Source organism: Stenotrophomonas sp. YJH_SMC_120 (genome assembly GCF_059368675.1).
The window spans coordinates 406783-431120 of sequence record NZ_JCAFRY010000001.1 but is presented as its reverse complement, the minus strand read 5'-3'; the positions used below and the strand labels follow the sequence as shown (position 1 = coordinate 431120).

Genomic DNA, 24338 nt, shown 5'->3' with positions numbered 1-24338 from the left:
TCCAGGCCGGCAGCACAGCGCCGACTGGTAGAGTCGACTGTTAGTCGACTGCTCTTCGTACAGATGGCGAAAATCCCGCGCTGCGCGCGATAGTCGACTAACAGTCGACTCTACCGGCGGGTCGTTTCACGTGCGGGAAGATCTCAGGCCAGCTCAGGTTCCTGCGCCAGCAGGCGATGGAAGCGTTGCAGAACGTAAGGATCGATCAGGCCACCGGATTGCTCGTCGATGATGCGCAGAGCCGTCTCGTGCTCCATCGCGGCACGGTAGGGACGCACGCTGGTCATCGCGTCATAGGCATCCGCAACGGTGACGATGCGTGAGCCCAACGGAATGCTCTCGCCGCGCAGCCCATCGGGATAGCCACTGCCATCGAACGCCTCGTGATGGGCGCGGATCAGCCGCGCAACCGGTGCCGCATCGCTGCGGCCGGTGGCCAGGAAGATATGCTCACCGCGCACCGGATGCTCGCGCATGATCGCGCGCTCCTCGTCGGTATGCCGGCGCGGGGCCAGCAGCACCTCATCGGGAATGCCGATCTTGCCGATGTCATGGAAGCGCGCTGCCAGGCCGATCTGCGCACTGGCATCGTCATCCAGATCGCAGTGCGTGGCCAGGCGCTGCGCGAGCAGGCCAACGCGGTCGCAATGGTGGCGGGTGTAAGCGTCGCGCATCTGCAGCGACATCGAGAGGGCATCGATCAGGCAGGCCTGTGCATGCAGCAGGTCGGGGGCGGGTACGGCGTCAGGAAACATGGTCATCCGCCCGCACCGGGTGGGGACCGGTGCGGGGTATTCGGGGGCGATCAACCCGGGGCGAGGGTGGTCAGAAGGGCGCGGGCCGCGTTGAAGCGGTCCTCCGGCAACGGCAGCGGATGCTTGATGCGAAGCTTGTCGGGCCCTTCCATGGCATAGAGGTTTGGCTGTTTCTGGATCAGCTGGATCACCGCCATCGGATCGATGTTCGGCTTGGACTCGAACACGATGCGGCCACCGTTTTCGCCCAGGTCCAGCTTGCGGATGCCCAGCGTATTGGCCTTCAGCTTCAGCTCGGCGATGGCGAACAGGTGCTTGGCCGCATCCGGCAGCAGGCCGAAGCGATCGATCATCTCCACCTGCAGTTCGCGCAGCGCATCGCTGTCGCGCGCGCTGGAAATACGCTTGTACAGGGTCAGGCGGGTATGCACGTCCGGCAGGTAGTCTTCCGGGATCAGTGCCGGCACATGCAGCTCGACCTCGGCACCACGCACTTCCTCGCCGGCATCCAGGTCGGGCAGCTTGCCCTGCTTGATGCTGCGTACCGCGCGCTCCAGCAGCTCGGTGTACAGGCTGAAGCCGACCTCGGCCATCTGCCCGCTCTGGTCCTCGCCGAGCAGTTCGCCGGCACCGCGGATCTCCAGATCGTGCGTGGCCAGGGTGAAGCCGGCGCCCAACTCGTCCATCGAGGCGATCGCTTCCAGGCGCTTCTCAGCGTCGGGGGTGATCGCGCGGCGGTCGGGGGTGATCAGGTAGGCGTAGGCACGGTGGTGCGAACGGCCCACGCGGCCACGCAGCTGGTGCAGCTGGGCCAGGCCGAAGCGGTCGGCGCGGTTGATGATGATGGTGTTGGCGTTGGGGATGTCGATGCCCGATTCGATGATCGTGGTCGACAGCAGCACGTTGAAGCGCTGCTTCTGGAAGTCCAGCATCACCTTTTCCAGCTCGCGCTCGGGCATCTGCCCGTGGGCGATGCCGATGCGCGCTTCCGGCACCAGCTCGGACAGCTCGCGCTGCATGCGGCCGATGCTTTCCACGTCGTTGTGCAGGAAGTACAGCTGGCCGCCACGTGCCAGCTCGCGCTGGAAGGCTTCGCGCAGCAGCGCGTTGTCCCACTGGGTGATGAAGGTCTGCACCGCCAGCCGGTTCGGCGGCGGCGTGGCGATGATCGACAGGTCGCGCAGGCCGGCCATGGCCATGTTCAAGGTGCGCGGGATCGGCGTGGCGGTCAGGGTCAGCAGGTGCACGTTGGCGCGCAGCGCCTTCAGGGCTTCCTTCTGACGCACGCCGAAACGCTGCTCTTCGTCGACGATGACCATGCCCAGGTCCTTGAACTTCACGTCGGGCTGCAGCAGGCGATGAGTGCCGACGATGACGTCGATGGTGCCGGCAGCGACCTTTTCCAGCTCGGCCTTGATCTCCTTGGTGCTCTTGAAGCGCGACAGCACCTCGACCTTCAGCGGGTAATCGGCGAAGCGGTCGCGGAAGTTGCGGTAATGCTGTTCGGCCAGCAGCGTAGTCGGCACCAGCACGGCCACCTGCTTGCCGGCACTGGCGGCGGCGAATGCCGCACGCACCGCCACCTCGGTCTTGCCGAAGCCGACGTCGCCGCAGACCACACGGTCCATCGGCTGGCTGCTGGCGAGGTCGCGCAGGGTGGCGTCGATGGCGGCCAGCTGATCGGGGGTTTCCTCGAACGGGAATCCGGCTGCGAACGGCTCGTACATCGCACGGTCCACCTGCAGTGCCAGGCCGGCACGCGCCTGGCGACGGGCCTGGATCTCCAGCAGTTCGGCAGCGACGTCGCGCACCTTTTCGGCGGCCTTGCGCTTGGCCTTGCTCCACTGCTCGCCACCGAGCGAATGCAGCGGCGCGGTTTCCGCTGAAGCGCCGGAGTAGCGGCTGATGAGGTGCAGCTGGGCGACCGGCACATACAGGCGGTCGCCCTTGGCGTATTCGATTTCAAGGAACTCGCCGGGCATGCCGCCGACGTCCATCGCGATTAGGCCACGGTAGCGGCCGACACCATGGTCCTCGTGCACGATCGGTGCACCCTCGGTCAGTTCGCCGAGGTCGCGGATGATCGCTTCCGGCTCGCGGCCGGCACGGCGCGTGCGGCGGGTGCTGCCGGCGCGCTCGGGGAACAGCTGGCGCTCGGTCAGCACCGCGATGCGCGGATCGTCCAGTGCGAAGCCATCTTCCAGCGGTGCCACCGCGATCGCGAAGCGCGCATCGTCGGCGAGGAAGCTGGGCAGGTCGGCCACCACCGGCGGCTTCAGCTCGGCGGCCTGCAGCACTTCCAGCAGGGCCTCGCGACGTCCGGGCGAATCGGCGGCGATCAGTACCCGGCCCGGATAGTGGCCGAGGAAGGATTTCAGCGCGTCGCCAGCGGGGGCCTCGCGCGCGGCCACCGGCAGCGGCGGCAGCGGCTGGTCACCCAGCGCATGGGCATCGGCGATGCGCGCGTGGTCAGCCGACCACACCTCGATGCGCGGGGCATCGTTCAGGCGCTCGCGCAGCAGCTCCGGCGACAGGTACAACGCCGAAGGCGGCAGCAGCGGGCGCTCCACATCATGGCGGCGCTGCTCATAGCGGTCCGCGGTCTGCGCCCAGAACGCGACGGACGCTTCATACGCACCGGCACAGACCACCGGCAGGCTGCCGTCGGGCAGGTAGTCGAACAGGGTCGCGGTGCGTTCGAAGAACAGCGGCAGGTAGTACTCGACGCCGGCCGGGGCCAGCCCGGACTTCAGATCCTGGTACAGCGAACTGCGCCGGGTGTCCACGTCGAAGCGCTCGCGCAGCGTGGCCAGCACGCGGGCGATGCTGGCCTCGTCCATCGGCACTTCGCGGCCGGGCAGCATGTGCACGGCGTCGACCTTGTCCAGCGAGCGCTGGCTTTCCGGGTCGAAGGCGCGGATCGAGTCGATGTCCTCGTCCAGCAGCTCGATCCGCAGGGGCTCGTCGGCCCCCATCGGGAACACGTCGAGCAGGCCACCGCGCACGGCGAAGTCACCCGGGTCCATCACCTGCGGCACGTTGCGGTAGCCGGCGCTTTCCAGGCGCCGCCTCTCGGCGTCCAGGTCCAAGCGCTGGCCGACCTTCAGGTCGAAGCTGCCACCGATCACGTAGCTGCGCGGGGCCAGCTGCTGCAGCAGGGTCTGCACCGGCACGATCACCAGGCCGCGCTTCAGCGCCGGCAGGCGGTGCAGGGCGGACAAGCGCTGCGAGATGATGTCCGGATGCGGGCTGAAGCGGTCGTAGGGCAGGGTTTCCCAGTCCGGGAAGGCGACCACCGGCAGGGCCGGGTCACCGCCAAGCAGGGTCTGCAGGTCGGCTTCGAGCTGGTTGGCACCGTGGTTGTCACGGGCGATCACCAGCAGCGGGGCGTCATGCGCACGCGCGGCCTGGGCCAGGTACCAGGCCAGGGCGGTCGGCGAGGCGGGGGCGCGCCACCAGGCGCGGAGCTGGCCGGCGCGCGGCAGCGGCGGGGCGGGGTATGAGGTACGCGACATGGACCCCGGATTTTAGCAGAAGCCCGATCGAAGCCCGGTGGGTCGTGCCGGCCGTTTGCCGGCAGCCTCACGAGCCGTTGGGGGAACACAATGCCGGCCAGCGGCCGGCACTACCGGGAGGCATGGCCGGGCAGGGCCCGGCGCATCCGTCAGTTGTCCAGCTCCAGCACCATCCGCACCAGGCCTTCGGCACCGGTCGGGTGCGGCACCGGCTTGAAGCCCAGCGAGGCGGCCAGCTGCTTCATCGGCTCGTTCTCGGCGGCAACGTCGCCGTACAGGCGGTCGAGGTACTTGCCGCGGCCCCACTTCACCAGCTTGCGCATCAGCTGCCGGCCCAGGCCCTGGCCAATGAGGAAGCGGCTGATCAGGATCGCGTACTCGGCTTCACGGGTACCGGGGATGATCGAGGCCCGGGCGACCGCGCCGACCACCGCTTCGCCAGCGGGCAGGGATTCGGCTGCGACCAGGGTGATCTCGGTCTTGGGATTGGGGTGGGTCAGGCGCTGGGTGGTTTCCGGTGACAGCTCGGTCACCGCCTGCAGGAAACGATCACGGATTTCTTCCGGCCCGAACAGGCTGAACGCCGCTTGCAGCGGTGCGCCATCTTCCGGGCGGATGGGGCGGATCAGCAGCTCGTGGCCGCTGGGAGCCTTGAAGATCTCATGCCAGGGCGGCATGCGGTTGCGAGTGGCCATACCGGGTGATTCCTTGGTGGTCCATCGATTGTGGCATCACCGGGGCTGCATTCCGTGAACGAAAGGCTCACGGCGGTACAGCCTCGTGAAGGCCGTTATTCGGGGGCTTTGAGCCAATCCAGGCGGGTGCTGGCCCCCGGTTCGCCCAGGTGCTGGCGCAGCGCCGGCAGGGCCGGGCCGACCACCCGGTCGAACTGCCACGGCGGGTTGAGCAGCAGCATGCCGCTGCCGTTGAGGCGCAGCGGCGAGTCGTCCGGGCGCACCAGGAACTCGATCGTCATCGCCGACTTGACCGGCAGGGCAGTGGCCTTGCGCAGGAAATGCAGGATGGTGCGGCGCTGCTTGATCGGGAACCAGACCGCACAGGTGGCCTGCGGCCAGCGTGCCAGGGTCTCGGCCAGGGCAGCCAGGATGTTCTGGTATTCGGCGTCCTGCGCCTCGTACGGCGGATCGATCAGCACCAGGCCACGACCGATCTTGCTGCCGTTGAACTTCGGCGGCAGCAGCGAGCGCAGCAGGGCATAGCCATCGCCAGCGCGCACATCGACGCGGCTGTCATGGGCAAACAGGGCCTTCAGCGTGGCCGTTTCGGCTTCCTGCAGCTCGCAGACCGCCATGCGGTCCTGGGCACGCATCGCCTGTGCGCTCAGCAGCGGCGAGCCCGGGTAGTTGGTCAGCGCTCCCACCGGGTTGTCGGCCTGGACCGCCTTCAGGTAGCGCTCGACCACCTCCGGCAGCTTGGGCTGGGCCATCAGCCGCATGATCCCGGATTCGGCCTCCAGGGTCTTGCGGCTCTCTTCGCTGGCCAGCAGGTAGCGGCCGGCACCGCCGTGGGTGTCGAGCACGAAGAACGGGCTGTCCTTGCGCTTGAAGCTGTCGATCAGGGCCAGCTGCACGATGTGCTTGAGCACATCGGCGTGGTTGCCGGCATGGAAGGCGTGGCGATAGTTCATGGCCGGCAGTGTACGGGGCGGCGGCCGCAGCGGCTATGCTGCGCGCCATGACAGCTCCCGTTGCCCATGTCCTGGTAGTCGAGGACGAAGCCGCCATCGCCGAAACCGTGCTCTATGCGCTGCGCAGCGAGGGCTATGCCGCCAGCCACTGCCTGTTGGGCGGGGAGGCGCTGCAGCGGCTGCAGGCCGGGGATATCGACGTGGTGGTGCTGGACGTGGGCCTGCCCGACCTGGGCGGCTTCGAGGTCTGCCGACGGCTGCGCGCGCAGCCCGGGCCGGTGGCGCAGCTGCCGGTGATCTTCCTGACCGCCCGCAACGATGAAGTGGACCGCGTGCTCGGCCTGGAGCTGGGCGCCGACGACTACATGACCAAGCCGTTCTCGCCGCGCGAGCTGGTGGCGCGGGTGCGTGCACGCCTGCGCCGTGCGGCGCCGGTCATCGCAGCGCCCAGCGCCGATGCAGGCTGGCAGGAACATGGCGCGTTCGCCATCGACCGCGAAGGCCGGCGCATCCGCTTCCGTGGCCAGGCACTGGATCTGACCCGCTACGAGTACGCGCTGCTGGAGGCGCTGCTGCAGCGACCCGGTGCCATCCTCAGCCGTGCCCAGCTGATGGACCGTGGCTGGGACAGCAGCGCCGACAGTGCCGACCGCACCGTCGATACCCATGTAAAGACGCTGCGTGCCAAGCTGCGCGCGGCCGGTGCCAGCGACGACCCGATCCGCACCCACCGTGGCCTTGGCTACGCGCTGGAGGTCTAGCCGATGCGCCTGGTGCTGAAGCTGTTCCTGGGCTTCTTCCTGATCACCGGCATCGCGGCCTTCTTCGTGATGCGCGTGTTCGTCAACGAAGTGAAGCCGGGTGTGCGCCAGGCGATGGAATCGACCCTGGTCGATGCGGCCAACGTGCTGGCCGAGATGGCCGCCGCCGACGTCAAGGACGGCACCATCCGCAGCGGCAGCTTCACCCGCAACCTGGCCAAGGCACGGCAGCGCGACCTGAAGGCAATGGTCTGGCGTTTCCCGAAGCGCTCGCTGGATTACCGGGTGACCATCACCGATGCCAAGGGCATCGTCATCTACGACTCGCTGGGCCGTGACCTTGGCCGCGACAATTCGCGCTGGAATGATGTCTACCGCACCCTGCGTGGCGAGTACGGTGCCCGTTCCAGCCCCGAGATTCCGGGCGAGGAAGGCGATACGGTGATGCATGTGGCGGCGCCGGTATACGACCCGGCCGATGGCCGCACCCTGATCGGCGTGCTCAGCCTGGCACAGCCCAACCGCAGCATTGATCCGTTCATCGCTGCCAGCCAGCGCGCCATCATCGAGCGCGGTGCCTGGCTCATCGGATTGTCGGCGCTGGTCGGCGTGCTGGTGACGATGTGGCTGACCACTGGTCTCGGCCAGCTCAGCCGCTATGCACGCGCGGTCAGCGCGGGCGAACCGGTGCCACCACCACGGCGCCGTCGCGACGAGATCGGCGATCTCGGCCAGGCGCTGGAAACGATGCGCCGCAAGCTCGAAGGCAAGGCCTACGTCGAGCAGTACGTGCAGTCGCTGACGCACGAGATGAAGAGCCCGCTGGCGGCGATCCGCGGTGCCGCCGAACTGCTGCAGGAGCCGTTGCCCGAAGCGGACCGCGTGCATTTCGCGCGCAGCATTGTCGATCAGCAGGAGCGGCTGACCGAGACCATCGACAAGCTGCTGGCGCTGGCCGAAGTGGAACAGCACGGCTGGCTGCAGACCCGCGACCCGATTGCATTGCCGGCATTGCTGGCCGATGCGGCCGCGGCCGCGCAGGTGCGTGCACAGGCGGCCGGTGTGCGGGTCCACATCGGCAACGTGCCCGACCTGCGGGTGCAGGGCGACGGCTACCTGCTGCGGCAGGCGCTGCACAACCTGATCGACAACGCGATTGCCTTCTCGCCGTCCGGCGCGGAGATCGCGCTGCAGGCCGAGGTGGACGGGCAGGGCGTGCGCCTGCAGGTGGCCGATCGCGGTGCCGGCATCCCGGACTATGCGCGCGAACGGGTGTTCGAGCGCTTCTATTCGCTGGCGCGGCCCGGCAGCGGGCGGCGCAGTTCCGGCCTGGGCCTGCCATTCGTGCAGGAAGTCGCGCGCCTGCACGATGGACGCGCCAGTGTCGACGTCCGCGAGGGCGGCGGCACCGTGGCCAGCCTGTGGTTGCCATCGGGTGCGCCGGGCCAGCGCCCGCGCCGCTGACTTCACACTCGCTTCAAATTCGCCACAAACCCTGCTCACCCCAGCGGTCCATCCTGCAGCCCTCTCCAACGAGGATGGACCATGAAATCCCTGAAGATGCTGCTGAGGTTCGCCATTGTCGGCGGGCTGATCCTGCTGCTGCTGGTGCCGCTGACCATGATCCGCGGGGTCATCAACGAACGCAGCGCGTACCGCGACGAGGCGTTCTCGCGGGTGGCCGACAGCCGCGCCGGTGCACAGCAGCTGGTGGGCCCGGTGCGGGTGGTGCCATGGGTGGAACGCAAGCAGGTTGAACTGGTCGACCCGCTGGGCGTCAAGAAGACCGAGATACAGGTCACCGAGGGGCACTGGCTGCAGATGCCGGCGTCGCTGGAGGTGGGCGGCGAGATGCTACCGAGCCAGCGCGAAGTCGGCCTGTTCAAGGTACCGGTGTACAGCTGGAACGGCCAGATGAAGGCGACCTTCGCCGCAGACGACTATCCGGTGAAGGCCGGCCGCAGTTACGGCCAGCCGTATGTCGCGGTTGGTGTATCCGATGTGCGGGGCCTGGTGGGTACGCCGAACCTGCGCGTGGATGGCAAGCAGCTGCGGTTGCTGCCGGGCGTTGGCGCGGCCAGCGAGGTGGGGCGAGGCCTGCACGCACCGGTGGCCGGTTTCGCTGCGGATCAGGGCGGCACGCTGGCTGCCAGCACGGTTGAACTGGAGCTGCGCCTGGATGGCAGCCGCATGCTGTCGGTGGTGCCGGTGGGCGATGACACCCACATCGCGCTACGTTCGAGCTGGCCGCATCCGTCGTTCAGCGGTGCGTTCCTGCCCAATGAGCGACGCGTCGATGCGCAGGGCTTCGATGCACGCTGGGCGGTGTCCTCGCTGGCCTCCGATGCCCAGCGCCAGCTGCGCAATGATGGTGCGGTCGAATCGCAGGCGGTGACGGTGTCGCTGGTCGATCCGGTCGATACCTACACCCAGGCCGACCGTGCCTCGAAATACGGCGTGCTGTTCGTGCTGCTCACCTTCGTCGGCTTCATCCTGTTCGAGCTGATCAAGTCGCTGCGCATCCACCCGTTGCAGTACCTGATGGTGGGCCTGGCGCTGGCGATCTTCTTCCTGCTGCTGATCAGCCTGTCCGAGCACATCGCGTTCTGGAAGGCCTACCTGGTATCGGCCGTGGCCTGTATCGGCCTGCAGGCGGTGTACCTGGCCAATGTGCTGGGCCACTGGAAGCGCGGTCTCGGCTTCGCTGCGCTGCTGACCGTGCTGTACGGCGCGCTGTATGGCCTGCTGGTGTCGGAGAACAACGCGCTGCTGATGGGTTCGCTGCTGCTGTTCGTGATCCTGGCGCTGGCGATGTGGGTGACCCGCCGGGTCGACTGGTACGCGCTCGGCGCGGAACTGAAGTAAGGAGCAGGCCATGGGCTGGCGCCAGGGATTGCGGCAACGGGCACGGCAGGGCATTCCGGCCCTGCTGGAAGTGGATGCACTGCTGCAGGCACATGGCGTGCTGGCGGCCCTGCCGGGGGCGCGGATCGCCCCCGGCCTGGTCCGCTTCCAGCTGGCGGCGGTGACCTGCGAAGGATTGCAGGGGCAGGGATTGCGCTGGCTGCAGGGCGCGCGGCAGGGACGCGGCGCGGTGGCTGGCCGGGTGCCGCGCTATCGGCCATGGAAGGCCGGGGCGGAGGCGCTGGCCGAGATCGGTATCGGTCGCCTTCCGGATGACTGGCCGGCACACGCGGCGGTGTACGGCTGCAGCAGCATCGACCGGCGGCACTGGTTGCTGCTGCTGCCGGAACGGGCACAGTTGTGGTTGGGATGGAGCGGGTGATTGGGCTGTTCATCCACACATGGCGTGGATCTACTGTTGTGGGTGCGAACCTTGGTTCGCACGCTCCCGCCCATGACCGATGGGACGGTATCCCCGCGCCCCCGCTGGCTAGACTCGACGAGTTGATGATCGAGCCGAAGGGCAGGGGTGCGATGTGTTGAAGTGGGGCATGCTGGCCGCAGCGCTGGCGATGGGTGGTAACGCAGGAGCGCAGCAGCGCGAGACGGTGGACCTGGACATGGTCAGCCGCATCCGCCAGGAGGCCTTCCACCGTTCGCAGGTGATGGACACCTTCAGCTATCTCACCGAGCGCATCGGCCCGCGCCTGACCAACTCGCCGGCGATGGGCCGCGCCAACGCCTGGACCCGCGGCAAGTTCAGCGAATGGAAGCTGGACAACGTCCACGACGAGGCCTTCGACGACTTCGGGCGCGGCTGGGAGTTCACTTCGGCGAGCGTGGAGATGCTGGGCGACCGCGTGCAGCCGCTGCATGCACTACCCAAGGCCTGGACGCCGGGCACCAAGGGGCCGGTTGAGGGCGAGCTGGTCCAGGTCGAGATCAAGAAGCCCGAAGACATCGAGAAGTACCGCGGCAAGCTGCGCGGCAAGATCCTGCTGCTGGGCGAGGCGCGCGAGTACAAGCGCGGCACCGAGGCGGATTCGCATCGCCACGACGCCACCTCGCTGGAAGGCCTGCAGGAGTTCACCCTGCCCAAGGACAAGGACGCCACCGCCGAGCGTGCCAAGCGGGTCAAGGAGTACCAGGAACGCCAGCAGCTGGCGACCAAGGTCAATGCGTTCTTCGTGGAAGAGGGCGCGCTGGCCTCGATCAGCATCAGCAGCTGGGACAACGGCATCATCCGCGTTGCCGGTGGCGGTTCGCGCAAGGCCGGCGAGTCGGTGGGCATCCCCGAGCTGGCGATGATCAGCGAGCACTTCAATCCGCTGGTGCGCGCGCTGGAGGCCAAGCAGACGGTGCGCCTGCGCGTGGATGTGGCAGCACGCTTCACCGATGAGGCCGACCAGCCCGGTTACAACACGCTGGCCGAGATCCGTGGCAGCAGCAAGCCCGATGAAGTGGTGATGATCGGCGCGCACCTGGATTCCTGGCACAGCGGTACCGGTGCGGCCGACAACGCGGCTGGCGTGGCGGTGATGATGGAGGCGATGCGCATCCTCAAGGCGACCGGCGCCAAGCCCAGGCGCACCATCCGCGTGGCGCTGTGGAGCGGCGAGGAACAGGGCCTGATCGGCTCGCAGGCCTATGTGGCCAAGCACTTCGGTCGTTTCCCGGAACCCACCGACCCGGCGCAGAAGGCGCTGCCGGCCTCGCTGCGCGAGCCCACCGGCGCGCTGCAGAAGACCCGTGATTACGGCAAGTTCCAGGTCTACTTCAACATGGACAACGGCTCGGGCCGCTTCCGCGGCATCTATGCGCAGGAAAACCTGGCGGCGATGCCGATCTTCGAAGCCTGGCTGGCGCCGTTCCATGACGTGGGTGCCACCACCGTGGCCACCCGCAACACCGGCAGCACCGACCACATCAGCTTCGACCGCATCGGCCTGCCGGGCTTCCAGTTCATCCAGGACCGGCTGGACTACTTCACCAACGTCCACCACAGCCACCTGGACACCTGGGACCACGCCGAACCGGAGGACCTGAAGCAGGCCGCAGCCATCGTCGCCTCGTTCGCCTACAACGCCGCGATGCGCGAGCAGCCGTTCCCGCGCAAGGTGGAACCGTAAAAGGGGACGGAGGGGATTAAGTCGTTTCTCCCCTCCGTTTCCCGGTTGCAGCGCCCCAGGCTGAGCAATCGCGACTTAATCCCCTCCGTCCGCTTTTTCCGTCGGGGGCGGAGGGCTGGTAAAATCGGGGGATTCCCGTTCCTCGAGCCGTCCATGACCTGCCGCACCCGCTTCGCCCCCAGTCCCACCGGCTACCTGCACATCGGTGGTGCCCGCACTGCGCTGTACTGCTGGCTGGAGGCCCGCCACCGTGGCGGCGAGTTCGTGCTGCGCATCGAGGACACCGACCGTGAACGCAGCACCCAGGGCGCGATCGACGCGATCCTGGAGGCGATGGAGTGGCTGGGTCTGGACTATGACGAAGGCCCGATCTACCAGACCGACCGCGTCGCCCGTTACCTGGAAGTGGCCGAACAGCTGGTGGCCGACGGCAAGGCGTATTACGCATACGAGACCCGCGAAGAGCTGGACGCGATGCGCGAGGCCGCCATGGCCAGGCAGGAAAAGCCGCGCTACAACGGTGCTGCGCGCGAGCTGGGCCTGCCGCGCAGGGATGACCCGAACCGCGTCATCCGCTTCAAGAACCCGCTGGAAGGTACGGTGGTGTTCGACGACCTGATCAAGGGCCGTATCGAGATCGCCAACAGCGAGCTGGATGACATGGTCATCTTCCGCCCGGACGGCTACCCCACCTACAACTTCGCGGTGGTGGTGGACGACTGGGACATGGGCATCACCGAGGTCATCCGCGGCGACGACCACATCAACAACACCCCGCGCCAGATCAACCTGTATGAAGGCATCGGCGCGCCGGTGCCCAGGTTCGGCCACATGCCGATGATCCTGGACGAGCAGGGCGCCAAGCTGTCCAAGCGCACCGGTGCGGCTGACGTGATGCAGTACAAGGACGCCGGCTACCTGCCCGATGCGCTGCTGAGCTACCTGGCCCGCCTGGGCTGGTCGCATGGTGACCAGGAGCTGTTCAGCCGCCAGGAACTAATCGACCTGTTCGACGTGAAGGACTGCAATTCCAAGGCCTCGCGCCTGGACATGGCCAAGCTGGGCTGGGTCAACCAGCACTTCCTGAAGACCGAGGACGTAGCCGCGATCGTGCCGCACCTGGTCTACCAGCTGCAGAAGCTGGGGCTGGACGTGGCCGCCGGCCCGGCTCCGGAGGATGTGGTGATCGCCCTGCGTGAACGCGTGCAGACCCTGAAGGAAATGGCCGAGAAGGCCGTGGTCTGGTACCAGCCGCTGACCGAGTACGACGAAGCAGCGGTGGCCAAGCACTTCAAGGCCGGTGCCGAGGTGGCGCTGGGCAAGGCCCGCGAGCTGCTGGCCGCGCTGCCGGAATGGACCGCCGAGTCGGTGGGGGTGGCCCTGCATGACGCGGCCGCAGCGCTGGAGATCGGCATGGGCAAGGTCGCCCAGCCGCTGCGCGTGGCCATCACCGGCACCCAGGTCAGCCCTGACATTTCCCATACCGTGTACCTGGCCGGCCGCGAGCAGGCCTTGAAACGCATTGATGTGGCCATCACCAAGGTAGCAACGGCCTGAGGCATCCTTGCCAGGCCCGAACCGGAGAACACGCATGCCCGCCAAGACCGCCATTGCCTGTACCGCCCCGCACCACCACGTCCACGACGCATCGGATTTCGTGGCGGTGGTCGAGCGCGTCTCGCGCGAACGCGGGCTGCGCCTGACCCCGATCCGCGCCAATGTGCTGAAGCTGATCGCCGAGGCCGGCAAGCCGGTCAAGGCCTACGAGCTGCTGGAATGGGTGCGCAACGGCAAGGGCGTGGGCGCGGATGCCCCGCCCACCGTGTACCGCGCGCTGGACTTCCTGATGGCCAACGGGTTCGTGCACAAGCTGGAATCGGTCAATGCCTTCGTGGCCTGCCATCACCCCAGCAGTGCCGCGCATTCGGTGCCGTTCCTGATCTGCAACAGCTGCCACAGCGCAGTGGAGCTGGAGGACCGCGAGATCGTCACCCAGCTGGAGAAGCGCGCCAAGGAGCTGGGTTTCCAGCCGCAGGCGCAGACCCTGGAAGTGCATGGCCTCTGCGCGCGCTGCGCCGGCTAACGCAACGGTAGTGCCGGCCGCTGGCCGGCATTTTGGAAACGGTGCGACAGGGCCTGCGTCCTAGTCCATCGCCTTGGAACGGGTATCCACCCGCACGATCACCGACATGCCGGGCCGCAGCTGCTTTGCCAGCTTCTGATCCCTGTTGATCGATATCCGCACCGGCAGCCGCTGCACCACCTTGGTGAAATTGCCGCTGGCGTTGTCCGGGCGCAGCACGCTGAATTCCGACCCGGTGGCGGGCGCGATCTCCTGCACGCGGCCCCGCAGCACCTGGCCCTGGAACGCGTCCACCGAGAACGTGGCCGGCTGGCCGATCGCCATCCCCCAGGTCTGGCCTTCCTTGTAGTTGGCCACCACCCACAGCGTGTCAGGTACCAGGAACAGCAGCTGCGAACCGGCGGCGACGTACTGGCCCACGCGTACGCTGGCTTCGCTGATCTGGCCGTCGCGCGGCGCGTGGATCACCGTGTTGGCCAGATCGATGCGCGCCAGTTCCAGCTGCGCCTGCGCGCTCTCCACCTGGGCCTCCAGGCTCTTGCGCGCTACCTGGGTCGATACCAGGGTCTCCTCGGCGATGCGGATCTGCGCCTGCGACTGCTGGACGCTGGCCTGCGCCGAGGCCTGCGCGGTGCGGAACTTGTCGCGATCGTTGATCGACACCAGCTGCTGCGCGGCCAGTTCCTCGTAGCGCTTGGTCTCGTTGCGTGAGCGTTGCAGCTCCGCCTGCCCGGCCGACAACGTGGCGCGGGCGGAGGCAATCTGCGCACGGTTCTGCGCCTGGGACTGGTCCGAGTTGGCCAGGGCCGCGCGTGCGCTGTCCAGCGTCGCCTGCGCCTGGGCGACCCGCTGCGCATAGATGCGGTCATCGATGCGCAGCAGCGGCTCGCCTTCCTTCACGTGCTGGAAGTCCTTCACCAGCACTTCGGTCACGTAGCCGTTCACCTGCGGCGCCATCACCGTGATCTGGCCGCGCACGTAGGCGTTGTCGGTCACCATCACGCTGCTGGTGAACGGCCACAGGTGCCAGGCGCGCAGGATCAGCGCAATGCCCAGCAAGGCCACCACCACCATCACCACCACGCTGCGCGCGCTGGGCTTGAGGTACTTCGGCGCGACCGCGGGTTCTACCGGCGTAGGGGCAGGCGCCGCGTCGGTCGGCGGCGGTGGGGTCACGTTGTCGGCGTCGTCGGGTCGGGGCGGGACGGGAGGCATGGTCGAGAACTCAGCGGGGCGCGGCCGGCGTGGCCACAGCGGGGGGAATGGGGTGGCGCTTGCGCCATTGCTTGAGCACGGCGGTGCGCAGCGACAGCAGCAGCAACCAGCACAGGAAGCCGATGGCCAACCAACCGCTCAGCGTGAACACATCATTGAAGCCGCGTACGTTGGCTTCGCGGCGCGTCGTCTGCGCCAACTGCGCGCTGCCCTGCGCGCTGCGCAGCACCGGATCGGTGATCTGGGCGACGTACAGCTGCTGTTGGATGCGCAGGCGCTGTGCCACCACCGGGTCGGCTGGGTCGAGCTGGCTGGTCAGCGCGCTGGAATACAGCTGCTCGCGATGCAGCTGGAAGGTCCCCAGCACCGCCGAGCCGGCCAGGCCGCCCAGCGTCTGCGTGATCGACAGCGTGACCAGGAAGGTGATCATGTGGTCCACGCCCTGTTTCAGCGCGGCGGAAATGCCGAGCATGATCAACGGGCCCATGAACATGCCGGCACCGACCGAGGCCAGGAACTGGCTGGCGTAGAAGTCGTGCGGCCGATCCATGCTGGTGCGGTGCTGGTCGAAGAACGCGGCGGCGCCCAGCAGCAGGATCGCCATCAGCAGCTGCGGGATCAGCCGTTTGGGCCCGAAAGTCAGTGCAGTGCCGGCGATACCGGTGATCACGCCGGCAAGAATCACCACGAACAGCGGCCGCAACTGATCAGGGCCCATGCCGAGCGTGCGCATCAGGTTGACCACGCCGTAGGACTGCTCGGTGGTCAGGAAGCGGATCAGGAAGGCGCCGACGATGAAATGCAGTACGGGCAGGCTGGCCAGCCAGCGTGTCTGCAGCAGCGGATTGCGCCGGTAGTGCTCGATGATGAAGGCGGTGGTGGACAGCACGATCGAGGCGACCAGGGCCCAGCCCAGCCACGGCGTGTTGAGCCACCAGCGGGTGTAGCCCTGCGCCAGCACGATCACCAGCAGCGCGACGGCCGGTGCGAGCAGGGCAAAGGTGAGGAAGTCCAGCGGTTCGAAGGCTTTCACCTGGATGCCGGGCGGCAGCTTCAGCACCACCACTGCCGCGAACGCGCACAGTGCCAGCCCGGCTTCGAATGAGTAGAGCTGATGCCATTGGCCGGTATCGACCAGGCCTGGTGAAACGATCCAGGCGATCGGCACCGCCAGCTGCGAAAGGCCGACGCCGACCACCAGCAGATTGCCGGTAAAGCGGCGCGGCAGCGCCTGCAGCATGTACAGCGTGCCCAGTGTCGAACAGGCCGCACCCGCGAAGCCGCTGGCGGCGCGGGTCAGCATCGTGGTCTCGAAGCTGCCGACGAACAGGTGCAGCACCGCCAGGGCCGCGTACAGGCCCAGCCCGATCTCGGCGAACAGGCGGATGCCGTACTGCTGGCGGAACTTGAAGGCCAACAGGTTGGCGGTGACATTCACCATGGCATAGGCCGCCACCAGCCAGCTGCCCTGGGTCGGGGTCAGTGCCAGCTGGCCCTGCAGGAACGGCAGGTTGGCGGTGACCAGCGCATTGCCGAGGCCGCCGGTGATCGCCACCAGCAGTGATACCAGCGCATAGGCCGCGCGCCGATACGGCGGGTGCCAGGGCATCGATGCCGAACCGGGCATGGTCGGCTTTTCGTGCTCCTCCCAATCCGGAACCGGCTTCAGATACGGCTGGACCATCAACGGGCCTCGCTGGCAGCTCCCTGGAGACCCCCACGCAGCAGCTGCAGGGCGCGCCCGGCCAACTGAGCGCGCTCGTCGCGGGTCTTGCCGCGCAGGGCCGCACCCAGCATGCCCGAGATCAGTGAAATATCCGTCTTTTCCAGGTCGGCACGGCACAGCCCGGCGGCCTTGGCGCGCGCGATCGGTTCCTCCAGCAGGTCGCGCACGGTCTCGCGCGCGGTGCGCATGGACGGCACGTCCGAATCGACCGCACGCCAGTAATCGGCCAATGCCGGCGAATCAATGATGCGCTGGGCCATGCCCTCGAACACCTCGAACAGGGCGTCGTCGCGGTCGCCGAGCTGCTCGACCTGGCGCCGGATGCGGTCGACCGTGCGCTGCAGCAGCGCCTGGATCAGCGCGGTGCGGTCCGGGAAGTTGCGGTACAGGGTGGCGCGGCCTACCTGGGCGCGTTCGACCACCAGGTCCAGCGGGGCGGTGACACCGTGTTGGCCGAACACATGATCGGCGGCGTCGAGGATGAGGGCACGGCGGGCGGCGGCATCGGCACGTTGGGCAGTCATGGAATTATTTTCGGACAAAAGTGTCCGATTGGCGAGACATTGGGTGACGGGATTGTCCGCTTGTTGTGGTACGCACATCTTTGTGACGGATGTGTGATGGCGTGGGTCGAAATGAAAACGGGGGCCCGAAGGCCCCCGTGGAATGGCGTGGGGGTCAGAGCCCCTTCCTTCGAAAAGGGCTCTGACCCCGCCGTGCGCGATCAGAAGAACGCGCGGATGCCGAATGCGACACCACGGCCTGGCAGCGGCGAGTAGTCGCGCAGCAGCGAGGTATGCGGGCGCACTTCGCGGTCGGTCAGGTTGCTGCCATCCAGGAACACCTCGTAGCTGTTGGTGGCGTTGCGATCCCAGCGGTAGGCCAGGTGCGCGTCGACCAGGGTGTAGCCGTCGCTCGGGGCTTCGTTCTGGGCGACGTCCTTCTGGCGGCTGTAGCGCACCGCACCGACCGAAGCGCGCCAGCCGTCCTTCGACCAGCGCAGGTCGGCGCCGACGCGGGCCGGTGCGATACGCGGCAGATAGCCAGTGTTGGCCAGTTCCACCGTGTAGTTGTGGTTGTGGTCGCCATGCGGCACGGCGATGTCCAGGTTGCGGCTGCCGCTGCCATCCAGCTTGGCCTTCACGTAGTCGCCGAACAGGCGCAGATCCCAGTCACCGGCGCCGCCCTCGAACAGGTGCACCAGCGCTTCGGCCTCGGCACCGCGGAACACCGCGTCCTGCTGCGTCCAGATGCGCACCGGCAGGCCCTCGGTGATGCCGGTGTCGGCCAGGTAGATGAAGTCCTTGAACCTGGTCTGGTAGACCGACGCGGAGAAGTCCAGGCGCTCGCTGTGGGTGTGGATACCCAGTTCCACGCGCTGGCCGCGCTCGGTCTTCAGGTTGGCGTCGCCGATTTCCAGCGAACGGGTGGCGATGTGCGCGCCGGCGGCATACAGCTCTTCGTTGGTCGGTGCTCGCTCGGAGCTGTCCACGCCGATGCGCAGGTCAACGGCATCGTTGAGCTTCCAGATGCCTGCGGCAGACAGGTTGGTGGCACCGAAGGTGCGGCGGCGGTAGTCACCGCTCGGGTCCAGCTTGACCTGATCGTGGCGGCCGCCCAGTTCCAGCTTGAACGGGCCGAACTGCTTTTCCTGCAGCACGAACAGGCCGATGTTCTTCGTGCCGGTATCCGGAACGAACGCCTCTTCGCCCTTGGCACCGAAATCACTGTTGCCGAACTGCAGGCCGAAGGCGCCGTCCCAGCCGCCGATCTGCTGCTGCACCGCTTCCAGGCGCGCTTCGATGCCGCGGTTGGTGAAGCGGGTCGACGGCGTACCGGCTTCCAGCTCCACGTGTTCGTAGTCGGTGTAGGCCACGCGTGCGTTGATGTTCTTCAGGAACGAGACCGGGTTGTAGATGCCGGCCTTGGTCTCGAAGCGGTTCTGCACCATGTCGATGCGCACGTCGTGCTCGTCGCCGCCTTCCTCTTCGTCGCCATGGTCGTGACCGTGGTCATGGCCATGATCGTCACCATCGGCGTGCACGTGCGCGCCATTGGGAATGCCATAGTTGGTGCGGTAGGTGCTGGCCGACACGCCGAAGTAGCCACCGTCGCCCAGCCACGTTGCGCCGACGCCACCTGCGCGTGTGCGGATCGAACTGTTGTCGAGGCGGCCGCGGCGCGGTTCTTCGCCTTCCTCGCCCGCGTGGTCATGGTCGTGGTCGTCGTGGTGGTCTTCAAGGCTGTCGATCACCGCGTAACCGGGAATGCGGTAGTCGTCGCCATTGCGCACCAGGCCATCCACATGGAGCACGACGTTTCCGCTGACGCCATCGAGGCGGAACATGCCGCTGCGCTCGTTGTTCACCGAATTGCCGCGCAGTTCGGCACGACCGCTGAGCGGCCGCTCAGGCAGCTCGCGCGCGATGCGCCCGTCGACCACATTGACCGCACCACCAATGGCGCCGCTACCGAACAGCAGCGTGGCCGGGCCCTTCAGTACTTCGATCTGGTCGGCCAGGAACGGTTCGATGCTGGTGGCGTGGTCGGCGCTGACCGTGGACGCATCCATGTTGCCCATGCCGTTGGACAGCACGGCCACGCGCGGGCCTTCCTGGCCACGGATGATCGGGCGGCCGACGCCGGGGCCGAAGAAGGTGCTCTGCACGCCGGGCAGCTTGGCCACGGTATCGCCGAGGGTGCCGGCCTTCTGCTCGTCCAGGCGTTCACCGGCCAGAACCTCCACCGGGCGTGCCAGGGATTCGGCGTCACCCTGCAGCGGCGACGCGGTGACCTGCACCGACGACAGCTCGGTCAGGTGGCGGTCACGATGGGCGGTGTCCTGGCCGGCTGCAAAGGCGACGGACGGCAGCAGGGCGGCGAGGGCCAGGGCCAGGGAATGCGGCTTGAGCCGTGGGGTATGGGCGGGCATGGACGGGTCCTTTGTTACAATGTATCAATCGCGGGGCGCACGAATCCCGTCGATGGGACAGGGGGAGGGAAACCGTGCGGGTCGGAGAGGGATGTTATATTATTCCATAACGATTCGCCGACCCTGCTGGAAGTCATGTCCCTGTCCTCACGCCTGCGCCACCTGCTCGACCGTTTCGGCGCCACTGGTTCGATGCTGTGCGCGGTGCACTGCGCGGTGATCCCGGTGCTGCTGGCCGCAGCGCCTTCATTGGGGCTGTCGTTCTGGCTGAGCGACGGCGTGGAACAGGCGCTGGTGGTGTTCGTGACCCTGCTGGGGTTGTTCAGCCTGGTCTGGGGCTACCGCCGGCACGGTGCGCTGCGTGCGCTGGGCTTCCTGATTCCCGGCCTGGTCGCATTGTGGGCCGGCGTGCTGTATGACCCGCTGCACCACAATGCGGTGCCGCACGCGGTGGTGATGACCATCGGTGGCCTGCTGGTGGGTGTGGCCCATCTGGTCAACCTGCGCCTCAACCACGGTCACGTGCACGACGCCAGCTGCGCGCACTAGGCGCTCCGTGATAGGATTTTCGATCGTGCGCGGGGGCGCCCAGCAAGGCGGGCCCGCCGAACCCGTGTCAGTACGGGGTAACCAGATTTCACATTTGAGGAGTTGAAGACATGGGTAAGGGTGACCGCAAGACCGCCAAGGGCAAGCGCTACAACGCCAGCTATGGCAACGCCCGTTCGCACACCGCCAGCAAGGTCGCCGTAGGCGCCGCCGCTCCGGTTGCCAAGAAGACCGTGGCCAAGGCTCCGGCGAAGAAGGCTGTGGCGAAGAAGGCCGTCGCCAAGGCCTGATCCGGTCGAGCGACCGGTTCAATGAAAAACGCGGCGCCTGGCGCCGCGTTTTTTTATGCCTGTCCGGTGAGCCGAGCGTGGGTTCGGCTCTACAACCGCATCAGCGCAGTGTCTTCTTCAGCGTTTCCGGATTGCCATCGTTCGGCGCGGCCGGCACCTGCAGCAGGTGGGCCAGCAGCGGATAGACATCGACGTTGTCGAAGCCATCGATCACCAGGCCCTGGCGGAACGACGGGCCGCCGGCCACGAACACTGCGCGCATGGAAGGCAGTGCGTTGTCGTAGCCATGCGAACCTCGATCCTGCTTAGCACGCTTGGCGATCTTCTCCTGGTGCAGGGCATCCCAGCCTTCATCCATGACACAGACGATGGCCGGAACCCGCGGATGCGTGCCGTAGTGCCAGCGTGCCGGCAGGTTCTCCTTCTTCCAGCATTCGTAGTGCGCGTGGCGTCCGAGCAGGGCGCGTTCGGCTTCCGCTTCGCGGCCGGCGACCGGCGCAAAGCCCACCGACTGGCCCTGGCTGATATTGCGTGCAATGGCCGGGTCGGCCATCGACTCGGTGGCGATCACGTTGCCGTCGGCGACGCTGGCCATGCCGTGGTCGGAGACGACGATCACGTTGGTGGTCTTGGCCAGATCGCGCTGCTGCAGCCCGTCGAGCACTTGGCCGACGATCTGGTCGGCGCGCACGATGGCGTCGGCGTACTGCTTCGACCCGGGGCCGTAGTTGTGCCCAGCCTTGTCCACGTGTTCCATGTACAGCGTGGTGAGGCGCGGTGCATCGGCATCGGTCTGCGCCAGCCAGTCGAGCACGATGCCGGCCCGCTGCTCCAGCGGTTCCTTGCCGTCGTACACGCGCCACTTGCTGGGGCGCACGCCGCGGATTTCAGACTCACTGCCCGGCCACGCCGTGGCGGCCGAACGTACGCCAGCGTTCTCGGCACTGACCCAGATCGGTTCGCCACCCCACCAACCGCTGGTGGTGACCGCGTCGCGGTTGCTCAGTTCGAAACGGCCCAGGGTTGCATCGTCCATGCTGTTGTTGACGATGCCGTGGTGGTCCGGACGCAGGCCGGTGACGATGGTGTAGTGGTTGGGGAAGGTCAGTGACGGATAGGACGGCGTCATCCAGCGTGCACGCACGCCGCCGTCGATCATTCGCTGCAGGTTCGGAGTGAGCCCACGGTCCAGCGCATCGGCGCGCAGGCCGTCGATGGAGATCAGCAGCAGCTTCGGAGGCGAAGCCGCAGCGGCGGAACCGGGAACGGAGGCGGAAGGGGCGGGCGCGGTGGTGCAGGCGGCCAATGGCAGCAGCAGCGCCAGCGCGCAGGTCAGGCGTACGGAAGTCATCCACGCATGATAAGCCCGCGCAATGACGCGCCCAAGACACGGCGCGCTATCGCGCGCCGTGTCCGCGCATTTTTCCTTATCCCCGCGCCTGTCGGCGCGCCCCCTTCAACAGGAAGGGGGCTTTTCTCCAGGCACAATTCCTGATGCTTCCATCCACGCATGGCGTGGATCTACCGTGTCGACCAAGGTCGACACCTACCAACAGTTGCGCAGAACGACGTTCGGACAGATCGCCGGAACCTGTCGAAGGCTGGGTGGGTCCGGTTGCAGGGGCGTGAGCGCCATGGATGGCGCGACCGAGCTTACAGGGACGTACTTGCAGCGTCCCCTGCAACTGGACCCACCCTGCCTCCTCGCAGGAAGCCCGCTGTTGCTGTTGCTCTAGCCTCTGCGGGTGCCGGGCGCAGCCCGGCCAGCCCTCTCAGGCGAACAGCGGGGCCTGGCGTTGTTCCAGCCGCAGCAGCGCGGCCTTGGTTTCCAGCCCGCCGCCGAAACCGGTCAATGCGCCGTTGCTGCCGATCACGCGATGGCAGGGCAGGATGATCGGCAGCGGATTGCGCCCGTTGGCCGCGCCGACCGCGCGGGTCGCACTGGGCTGGCCGAGGTGCTGCGCCAGCTGCAGGTAACTCCAGGTCTGGCCGAACGGAATCAGTGCCAGCGCCTGCCATACGCGCAGCTGGAACGGCGTGCCACGTGGCGCCAGCACAAGGTCGAAGCTGTTGCGCTCGCCGTGCAGGAACTGCAGCAGCTGTTCGCGTGCTTCCGGCAGGGCATCCGGTGCGTAGTGCCAGTCGTCGCGTCCGCGTGCCGGATGGCGGTTTTCCGGGAACAGCACATGTGAAAGGCCACGCTCATCACCGGCGATGGTCAGCACGCCGATGGGGCTGTCGAAGCGATCAAACAACAGGGTCATGTCGGTTCTCCAACGAACGTGCCGGACAGGTGCCACAGGTGCAGCACGGCGTAGGCGCGCCACGGGCGCCACGGTTGCGAGCGCGCTTCAGTTGCACGTTCGCTCAGGCGCTGGCCCTGTGCGCGGCCGAGCACCTGCTGCAGCACCAGGTCGCCGGCGGGGAAGGCATCGGGCTGGCCGAGCCCGCGCAGGGCGATGTACTGCGCGGTCCACGGGCCGATGCCGGGCAATGCCACGCAGCGCGCAACAAAGTCTTCCAGGGCCTGCCCGGGTCCGAATTCGAGCTGGCCGCTGGCACATGCAGCGGCCAGCGCACGCACCGTGGCTGCGCGGCTGCGCGGCAGGCCGATCGATTCCAGCGGCGCCTCGGCCAGCACCTCGGGCGCTGGGAACTGGCGATCGAACTCGGACGGCATGCCCGGCAGATGCGCCCCATACGCATCCACCAGACGCCGCGCAAAGGTAGTGGCGGCGGCGACGCTGACCTGCTGGCCGAGCACGGCGCGTACGCCGACCTCGAAGCCATCCCAGCCGCCCGGAACGCGCAGCCCCGGACGTTCGGCGATGCCGCGTGCCAGCAGCGGTTCCTCGCCCAGGGCGGCATGGACCTGCTGCAGGTCGGCGTCCAGATCGAACACACGACGCACACGGCGCACGATGTCGGGGATCAGGCGCGGGTCGACCGCACCCAGCTGCAGACGCAGCTCCGGGCGCTTCGGGTCGGCGGTGACGCGCAGCAGGGTGGGGCGCTCGGGTGTGCCGAGCACGCGCTGGTAGCTGTCTTCGCCGATCATTTCGATGCCAGGCAGGCTGCGCTTGCGCAGGAAGGCCAGCATGCGCGGGAAGTCCAACGGTGGGCGGTACACGAGCCGCAGTACCAGGCCGCCGCCATCGGCGGCCAGCGGCTGGTGCTGGCGACGCAGCGCCGTCGGTGCCATGCCGCAGCCCTGCAGGAAGGCGGTATTGAAGCGGCGCAGACTGTTGTAGCCGGCGGCCAGCGCAACATCGGTCACCGGCAGCGTGGTTTCGGTCAGCAGTTGCTTGGCCAGCAGCAGGCGGTGGGTGGCATGGATCTGCCCGGGTGTTGCGCCGAGATGTTCGACGAACAGGCGCTGCAGCTGGCGCGCGCTGAGGCCGATCTTCTGCGCGAGGTCTGCAACGCGCTGCTCCTGCAGGAAGCTGCCGTGGATGATGGCGAGGGCGCGCTGCACGGTTTGCCCGGCCAGTGCCTGCTGGGCCTGCGGTGCCAGTTCGGGGCGGCAGCGCAGGCACGGCCGGTAGCCGGCGGCGGCGGCTGCAGCGGCGGTCGGGTAGTAGGTGATGTTGCGTGGCTTCGGCGCCGGCGCCGGGCAGACGGGGCGGCAATAGATGCCTGTGCTGCGCACGGCGGTGAAGAAAACGCCGTCGAAGCGTGCGTCACGGGCCAGGCGGGCGCGGTCGCAGGCGGCGGTGTCGAGGGCGAGGGCGGTGTCCATGGCGCCAGTCTAGGCCTCTGGCGACGGCGATACTCGCCACATTCGGACATGGATGCTGAAGGGGGTTCTGGCAGGGCCGCGCCCTGCACCCG

20 protein-coding genes are annotated in these 24338 nt (G+C 67.5%); 9 read left to right on the top strand and 11 right to left on the bottom strand.

Translation table 11 applies throughout. The features are described 5' to 3' along the window. Positions 1-143 precede the first annotated feature (143 nt). From AC5P60_RS02210 to AC5P60_RS02195, 4 genes are all read right to left on the bottom strand, one after another. Positions 144-761: an HD-GYP domain-containing protein gene (locus AC5P60_RS02210; RefSeq protein ID WP_033835529.1), complete on the bottom strand. Its 618-nt coding sequence runs from the start codon at positions 759-761 to the stop codon at positions 144-146. 44 nt (positions 762-805) lie between these two features. Further along, complete coding sequence (gene mfd / locus AC5P60_RS02205; protein ID WP_483692913.1) at positions 806-4270, bottom strand: transcription-repair coupling factor; 3465 nt, start codon at positions 4268-4270, stop codon at positions 806-808. A 149-nt stretch (positions 4271-4419) separates the two neighbouring features. Further along, positions 4420-4965, bottom strand: a complete 546-nt coding sequence (locus AC5P60_RS02200; protein WP_004150340.1) for a GNAT family N-acetyltransferase — start codon at positions 4963-4965, stop codon at positions 4420-4422. Between the two features lie 95 nt (positions 4966-5060). Beyond that, a complete protein-coding gene (locus tag AC5P60_RS02195) occupies positions 5061-5918 on the bottom strand; it encodes a 23S rRNA (adenine(2030)-N(6))-methyltransferase RlmJ (RefSeq protein WP_005408683.1) in 858 nt (285 codons plus the stop codon). A 35-nt stretch (positions 5919-5953) separates the two neighbouring features. Here AC5P60_RS02195 and creB point away from each other — a divergent pair, with 35 nt between their 5' ends. The 7 genes from creB (at position 5954) to AC5P60_RS02160 (ending at position 13795) form a co-directional block, all read left to right on the top strand. Then, complete coding sequence (gene creB, locus AC5P60_RS02190) at positions 5954-6679, top strand: two-component system response regulator CreB (protein WP_080047689.1); 726 nt, start codon at positions 5954-5956, stop codon at positions 6677-6679. Positions 6680-6682: 3 nt separating this feature from the next. Beyond that, the gene (gene creC / locus AC5P60_RS02185) at positions 6683-8143 is read left to right on the top strand and encodes a two-component system sensor histidine kinase CreC (RefSeq protein WP_049433040.1); all 1461 of its coding nucleotides are present in this window, start codon (positions 6683-6685) and stop codon (positions 8141-8143) included. Between the two features lie 81 nt (positions 8144-8224). Next, a complete protein-coding gene (gene creD, locus AC5P60_RS02180) occupies positions 8225-9544 on the top strand; it encodes a cell envelope integrity protein CreD (protein ID WP_049397509.1) in 1320 nt (439 codons plus the stop codon). Between the two features lie 10 nt (positions 9545-9554). Beyond that, entirely contained in the window at positions 9555-9965 is a 411-nt protein-coding gene (locus AC5P60_RS02175) for a hypothetical protein (RefSeq protein ID WP_049452253.1), read from the top strand. Positions 9966-10134: 169 nt separating this feature from the next. After that, the gene (locus AC5P60_RS02170; RefSeq protein ID WP_033835533.1) at positions 10135-11712 is read left to right on the top strand and encodes a M20/M25/M40 family metallo-hydrolase; all 1578 of its coding nucleotides are present in this window, start codon (positions 10135-10137) and stop codon (positions 11710-11712) included. A gap of 153 nt (positions 11713-11865) precedes the next feature. Further along, positions 11866-13269 (top strand): glutamate--tRNA ligase, encoded by a 1404-nt coding sequence (gltX, locus tag AC5P60_RS02165; RefSeq protein ID WP_049403562.1) that lies wholly within the window; start codon positions 11866-11868, stop codon positions 13267-13269. 34 nt (positions 13270-13303) lie between these two features. Further along, positions 13304-13795, top strand: a complete 492-nt coding sequence (locus AC5P60_RS02160; protein WP_049403563.1) for a Fur family transcriptional regulator — start codon at positions 13304-13306, stop codon at positions 13793-13795. Between the two features lie 60 nt (positions 13796-13855). Here AC5P60_RS02160 and AC5P60_RS02155 read toward each other — a convergent pair whose 3' ends face one another. From AC5P60_RS02155 to AC5P60_RS02140, 4 genes are all read right to left on the bottom strand, one after another. Beyond that, on the bottom strand, positions 13856-15010 hold the full coding sequence (locus tag AC5P60_RS02155) for an HlyD family secretion protein (RefSeq protein WP_049403564.1): 1155 nt from the start codon (positions 15008-15010) through the stop codon (positions 13856-13858). 10 nt (positions 15011-15020) lie between these two features. Further along, positions 15021-16694, bottom strand: a complete 1674-nt coding sequence (locus AC5P60_RS02150) for an MFS transporter (RefSeq protein WP_483692912.1) — start codon at positions 16692-16694, stop codon at positions 15021-15023. After that, complete coding sequence (locus AC5P60_RS02145; protein WP_049452251.1) at positions 16694-17260, bottom strand: TetR/AcrR family transcriptional regulator; 567 nt, start codon at positions 17258-17260, stop codon at positions 16694-16696. The genes AC5P60_RS02150 and AC5P60_RS02145 overlap by 1 nt, the downstream gene beginning before the upstream one ends. A 200-nt stretch (positions 17261-17460) precedes the next feature. Further along, positions 17461-19668, bottom strand: a complete 2208-nt coding sequence (locus AC5P60_RS02140; protein ID WP_049403566.1) for a TonB-dependent receptor — start codon at positions 19666-19668, stop codon at positions 17461-17463. Positions 19669-19803: 135 nt separating this feature from the next. On the opposite strand from AC5P60_RS02140, the gene AC5P60_RS02135 reads away from it, so the two are divergent. Together AC5P60_RS02135 and AC5P60_RS02130 are read left to right on the top strand one after the other, a co-directional pair. Then, positions 19804-20217 (top strand): MerC domain-containing protein, encoded by a 414-nt coding sequence (locus tag AC5P60_RS02135; RefSeq protein ID WP_008264835.1) that lies wholly within the window; start codon positions 19804-19806, stop codon positions 20215-20217. Positions 20218-20327: 110 nt separating this feature from the next. Further along, a complete protein-coding gene (locus tag AC5P60_RS02130; protein ID WP_004150462.1) occupies positions 20328-20507 on the top strand; it encodes a 30S ribosomal protein THX in 180 nt (59 codons plus the stop codon). Positions 20508-20607: 100 nt separating this feature from the next. Here AC5P60_RS02130 and AC5P60_RS02125 read toward each other — a convergent pair whose 3' ends face one another. The 3 genes from AC5P60_RS02125 to AC5P60_RS02115 all read right to left on the bottom strand — a co-directional run bounded on the left by AC5P60_RS02125 (position 20608) and on the right by AC5P60_RS02115 (position 24246). Then, positions 20608-21858, bottom strand: coding sequence for an alkaline phosphatase family protein (locus AC5P60_RS02125; protein WP_483692911.1), 1251 nt, complete (start codon positions 21856-21858; stop codon positions 20608-20610). Between the two features lie 421 nt (positions 21859-22279). Continuing rightward, entirely contained in the window at positions 22280-22771 is a 492-nt protein-coding gene (locus tag AC5P60_RS02120) for a methylated-DNA--[protein]-cysteine S-methyltransferase (RefSeq protein ID WP_005408696.1), read from the bottom strand. Continuing rightward, entirely contained in the window at positions 22768-24246 is a 1479-nt protein-coding gene (locus tag AC5P60_RS02115) for an AlkA N-terminal domain-containing protein (protein ID WP_483692910.1), read from the bottom strand. The genes AC5P60_RS02120 and AC5P60_RS02115 overlap by 4 nt, the downstream gene beginning before the upstream one ends. Positions 24247-24338: the final 92 nt, after the last annotated feature.

Coding starts and splice junctions, on each gene's coding strand:
- AC5P60_RS02210 (WP_033835529.1), bottom strand. CDS start 761: ATGACCATGTTTCCTGACGCCGTACCCGCCCCCGACCTGCTGCATGCA.
- mfd (WP_483692913.1), bottom strand. CDS start 4,270: ATGTCGCGTACCTCATACCCCGCCCCGCCGCTGCCGCGCGCCGGCCAG.
- AC5P60_RS02200 (WP_004150340.1), bottom strand. CDS start 4,965: ATGGCCACTCGCAACCGCATGCCGCCCTGGCATGAGATCTTCAAGGCT.
- AC5P60_RS02195 (WP_005408683.1), bottom strand. CDS start 5,918: ATGAACTATCGCCACGCCTTCCATGCCGGCAACCACGCCGATGTGCTC.
- creB (WP_080047689.1), top strand. CDS start 5,954: ATGCTGCGCGCCATGACAGCTCCCGTTGCCCATGTCCTGGTAGTCGAG.
- creC (WP_049433040.1), top strand. CDS start 6,683: ATGCGCCTGGTGCTGAAGCTGTTCCTGGGCTTCTTCCTGATCACCGGC.
- creD (WP_049397509.1), top strand. CDS start 8,225: ATGAAATCCCTGAAGATGCTGCTGAGGTTCGCCATTGTCGGCGGGCTG.
- AC5P60_RS02175 (WP_049452253.1), top strand. CDS start 9,555: ATGGGCTGGCGCCAGGGATTGCGGCAACGGGCACGGCAGGGCATTCCG.
- AC5P60_RS02170 (WP_033835533.1), top strand. CDS start 10,135: ATGCTGGCCGCAGCGCTGGCGATGGGTGGTAACGCAGGAGCGCAGCAG.
- gltX (WP_049403562.1), top strand. CDS start 11,866: ATGACCTGCCGCACCCGCTTCGCCCCCAGTCCCACCGGCTACCTGCAC.
- AC5P60_RS02160 (WP_049403563.1), top strand. CDS start 13,304: ATGCCCGCCAAGACCGCCATTGCCTGTACCGCCCCGCACCACCACGTC.
- AC5P60_RS02155 (WP_049403564.1), bottom strand. CDS start 15,010: ATGCCTCCCGTCCCGCCCCGACCCGACGACGCCGACAACGTGACCCCA.
- AC5P60_RS02150 (WP_483692912.1), bottom strand. CDS start 16,694: ATGGTCCAGCCGTATCTGAAGCCGGTTCCGGATTGGGAGGAGCACGAA.
- AC5P60_RS02145 (WP_049452251.1), bottom strand. CDS start 17,260: ATGACTGCCCAACGTGCCGATGCCGCCGCCCGCCGTGCCCTCATCCTC.
- AC5P60_RS02140 (WP_049403566.1), bottom strand. CDS start 19,668: ATGCCCGCCCATACCCCACGGCTCAAGCCGCATTCCCTGGCCCTGGCC.
- AC5P60_RS02135 (WP_008264835.1), top strand. CDS start 19,804: ATGTCCCTGTCCTCACGCCTGCGCCACCTGCTCGACCGTTTCGGCGCC.
- AC5P60_RS02130 (WP_004150462.1), top strand. CDS start 20,328: ATGGGTAAGGGTGACCGCAAGACCGCCAAGGGCAAGCGCTACAACGCC.
- AC5P60_RS02125 (WP_483692911.1), bottom strand. CDS start 21,858: ATGACTTCCGTACGCCTGACCTGCGCGCTGGCGCTGCTGCTGCCATTG.
- AC5P60_RS02120 (WP_005408696.1), bottom strand. CDS start 22,771: ATGACCCTGTTGTTTGATCGCTTCGACAGCCCCATCGGCGTGCTGACC.
- AC5P60_RS02115 (WP_483692910.1), bottom strand. CDS start 24,246: ATGGACACCGCCCTCGCCCTCGACACCGCCGCCTGCGACCGCGCCCGC.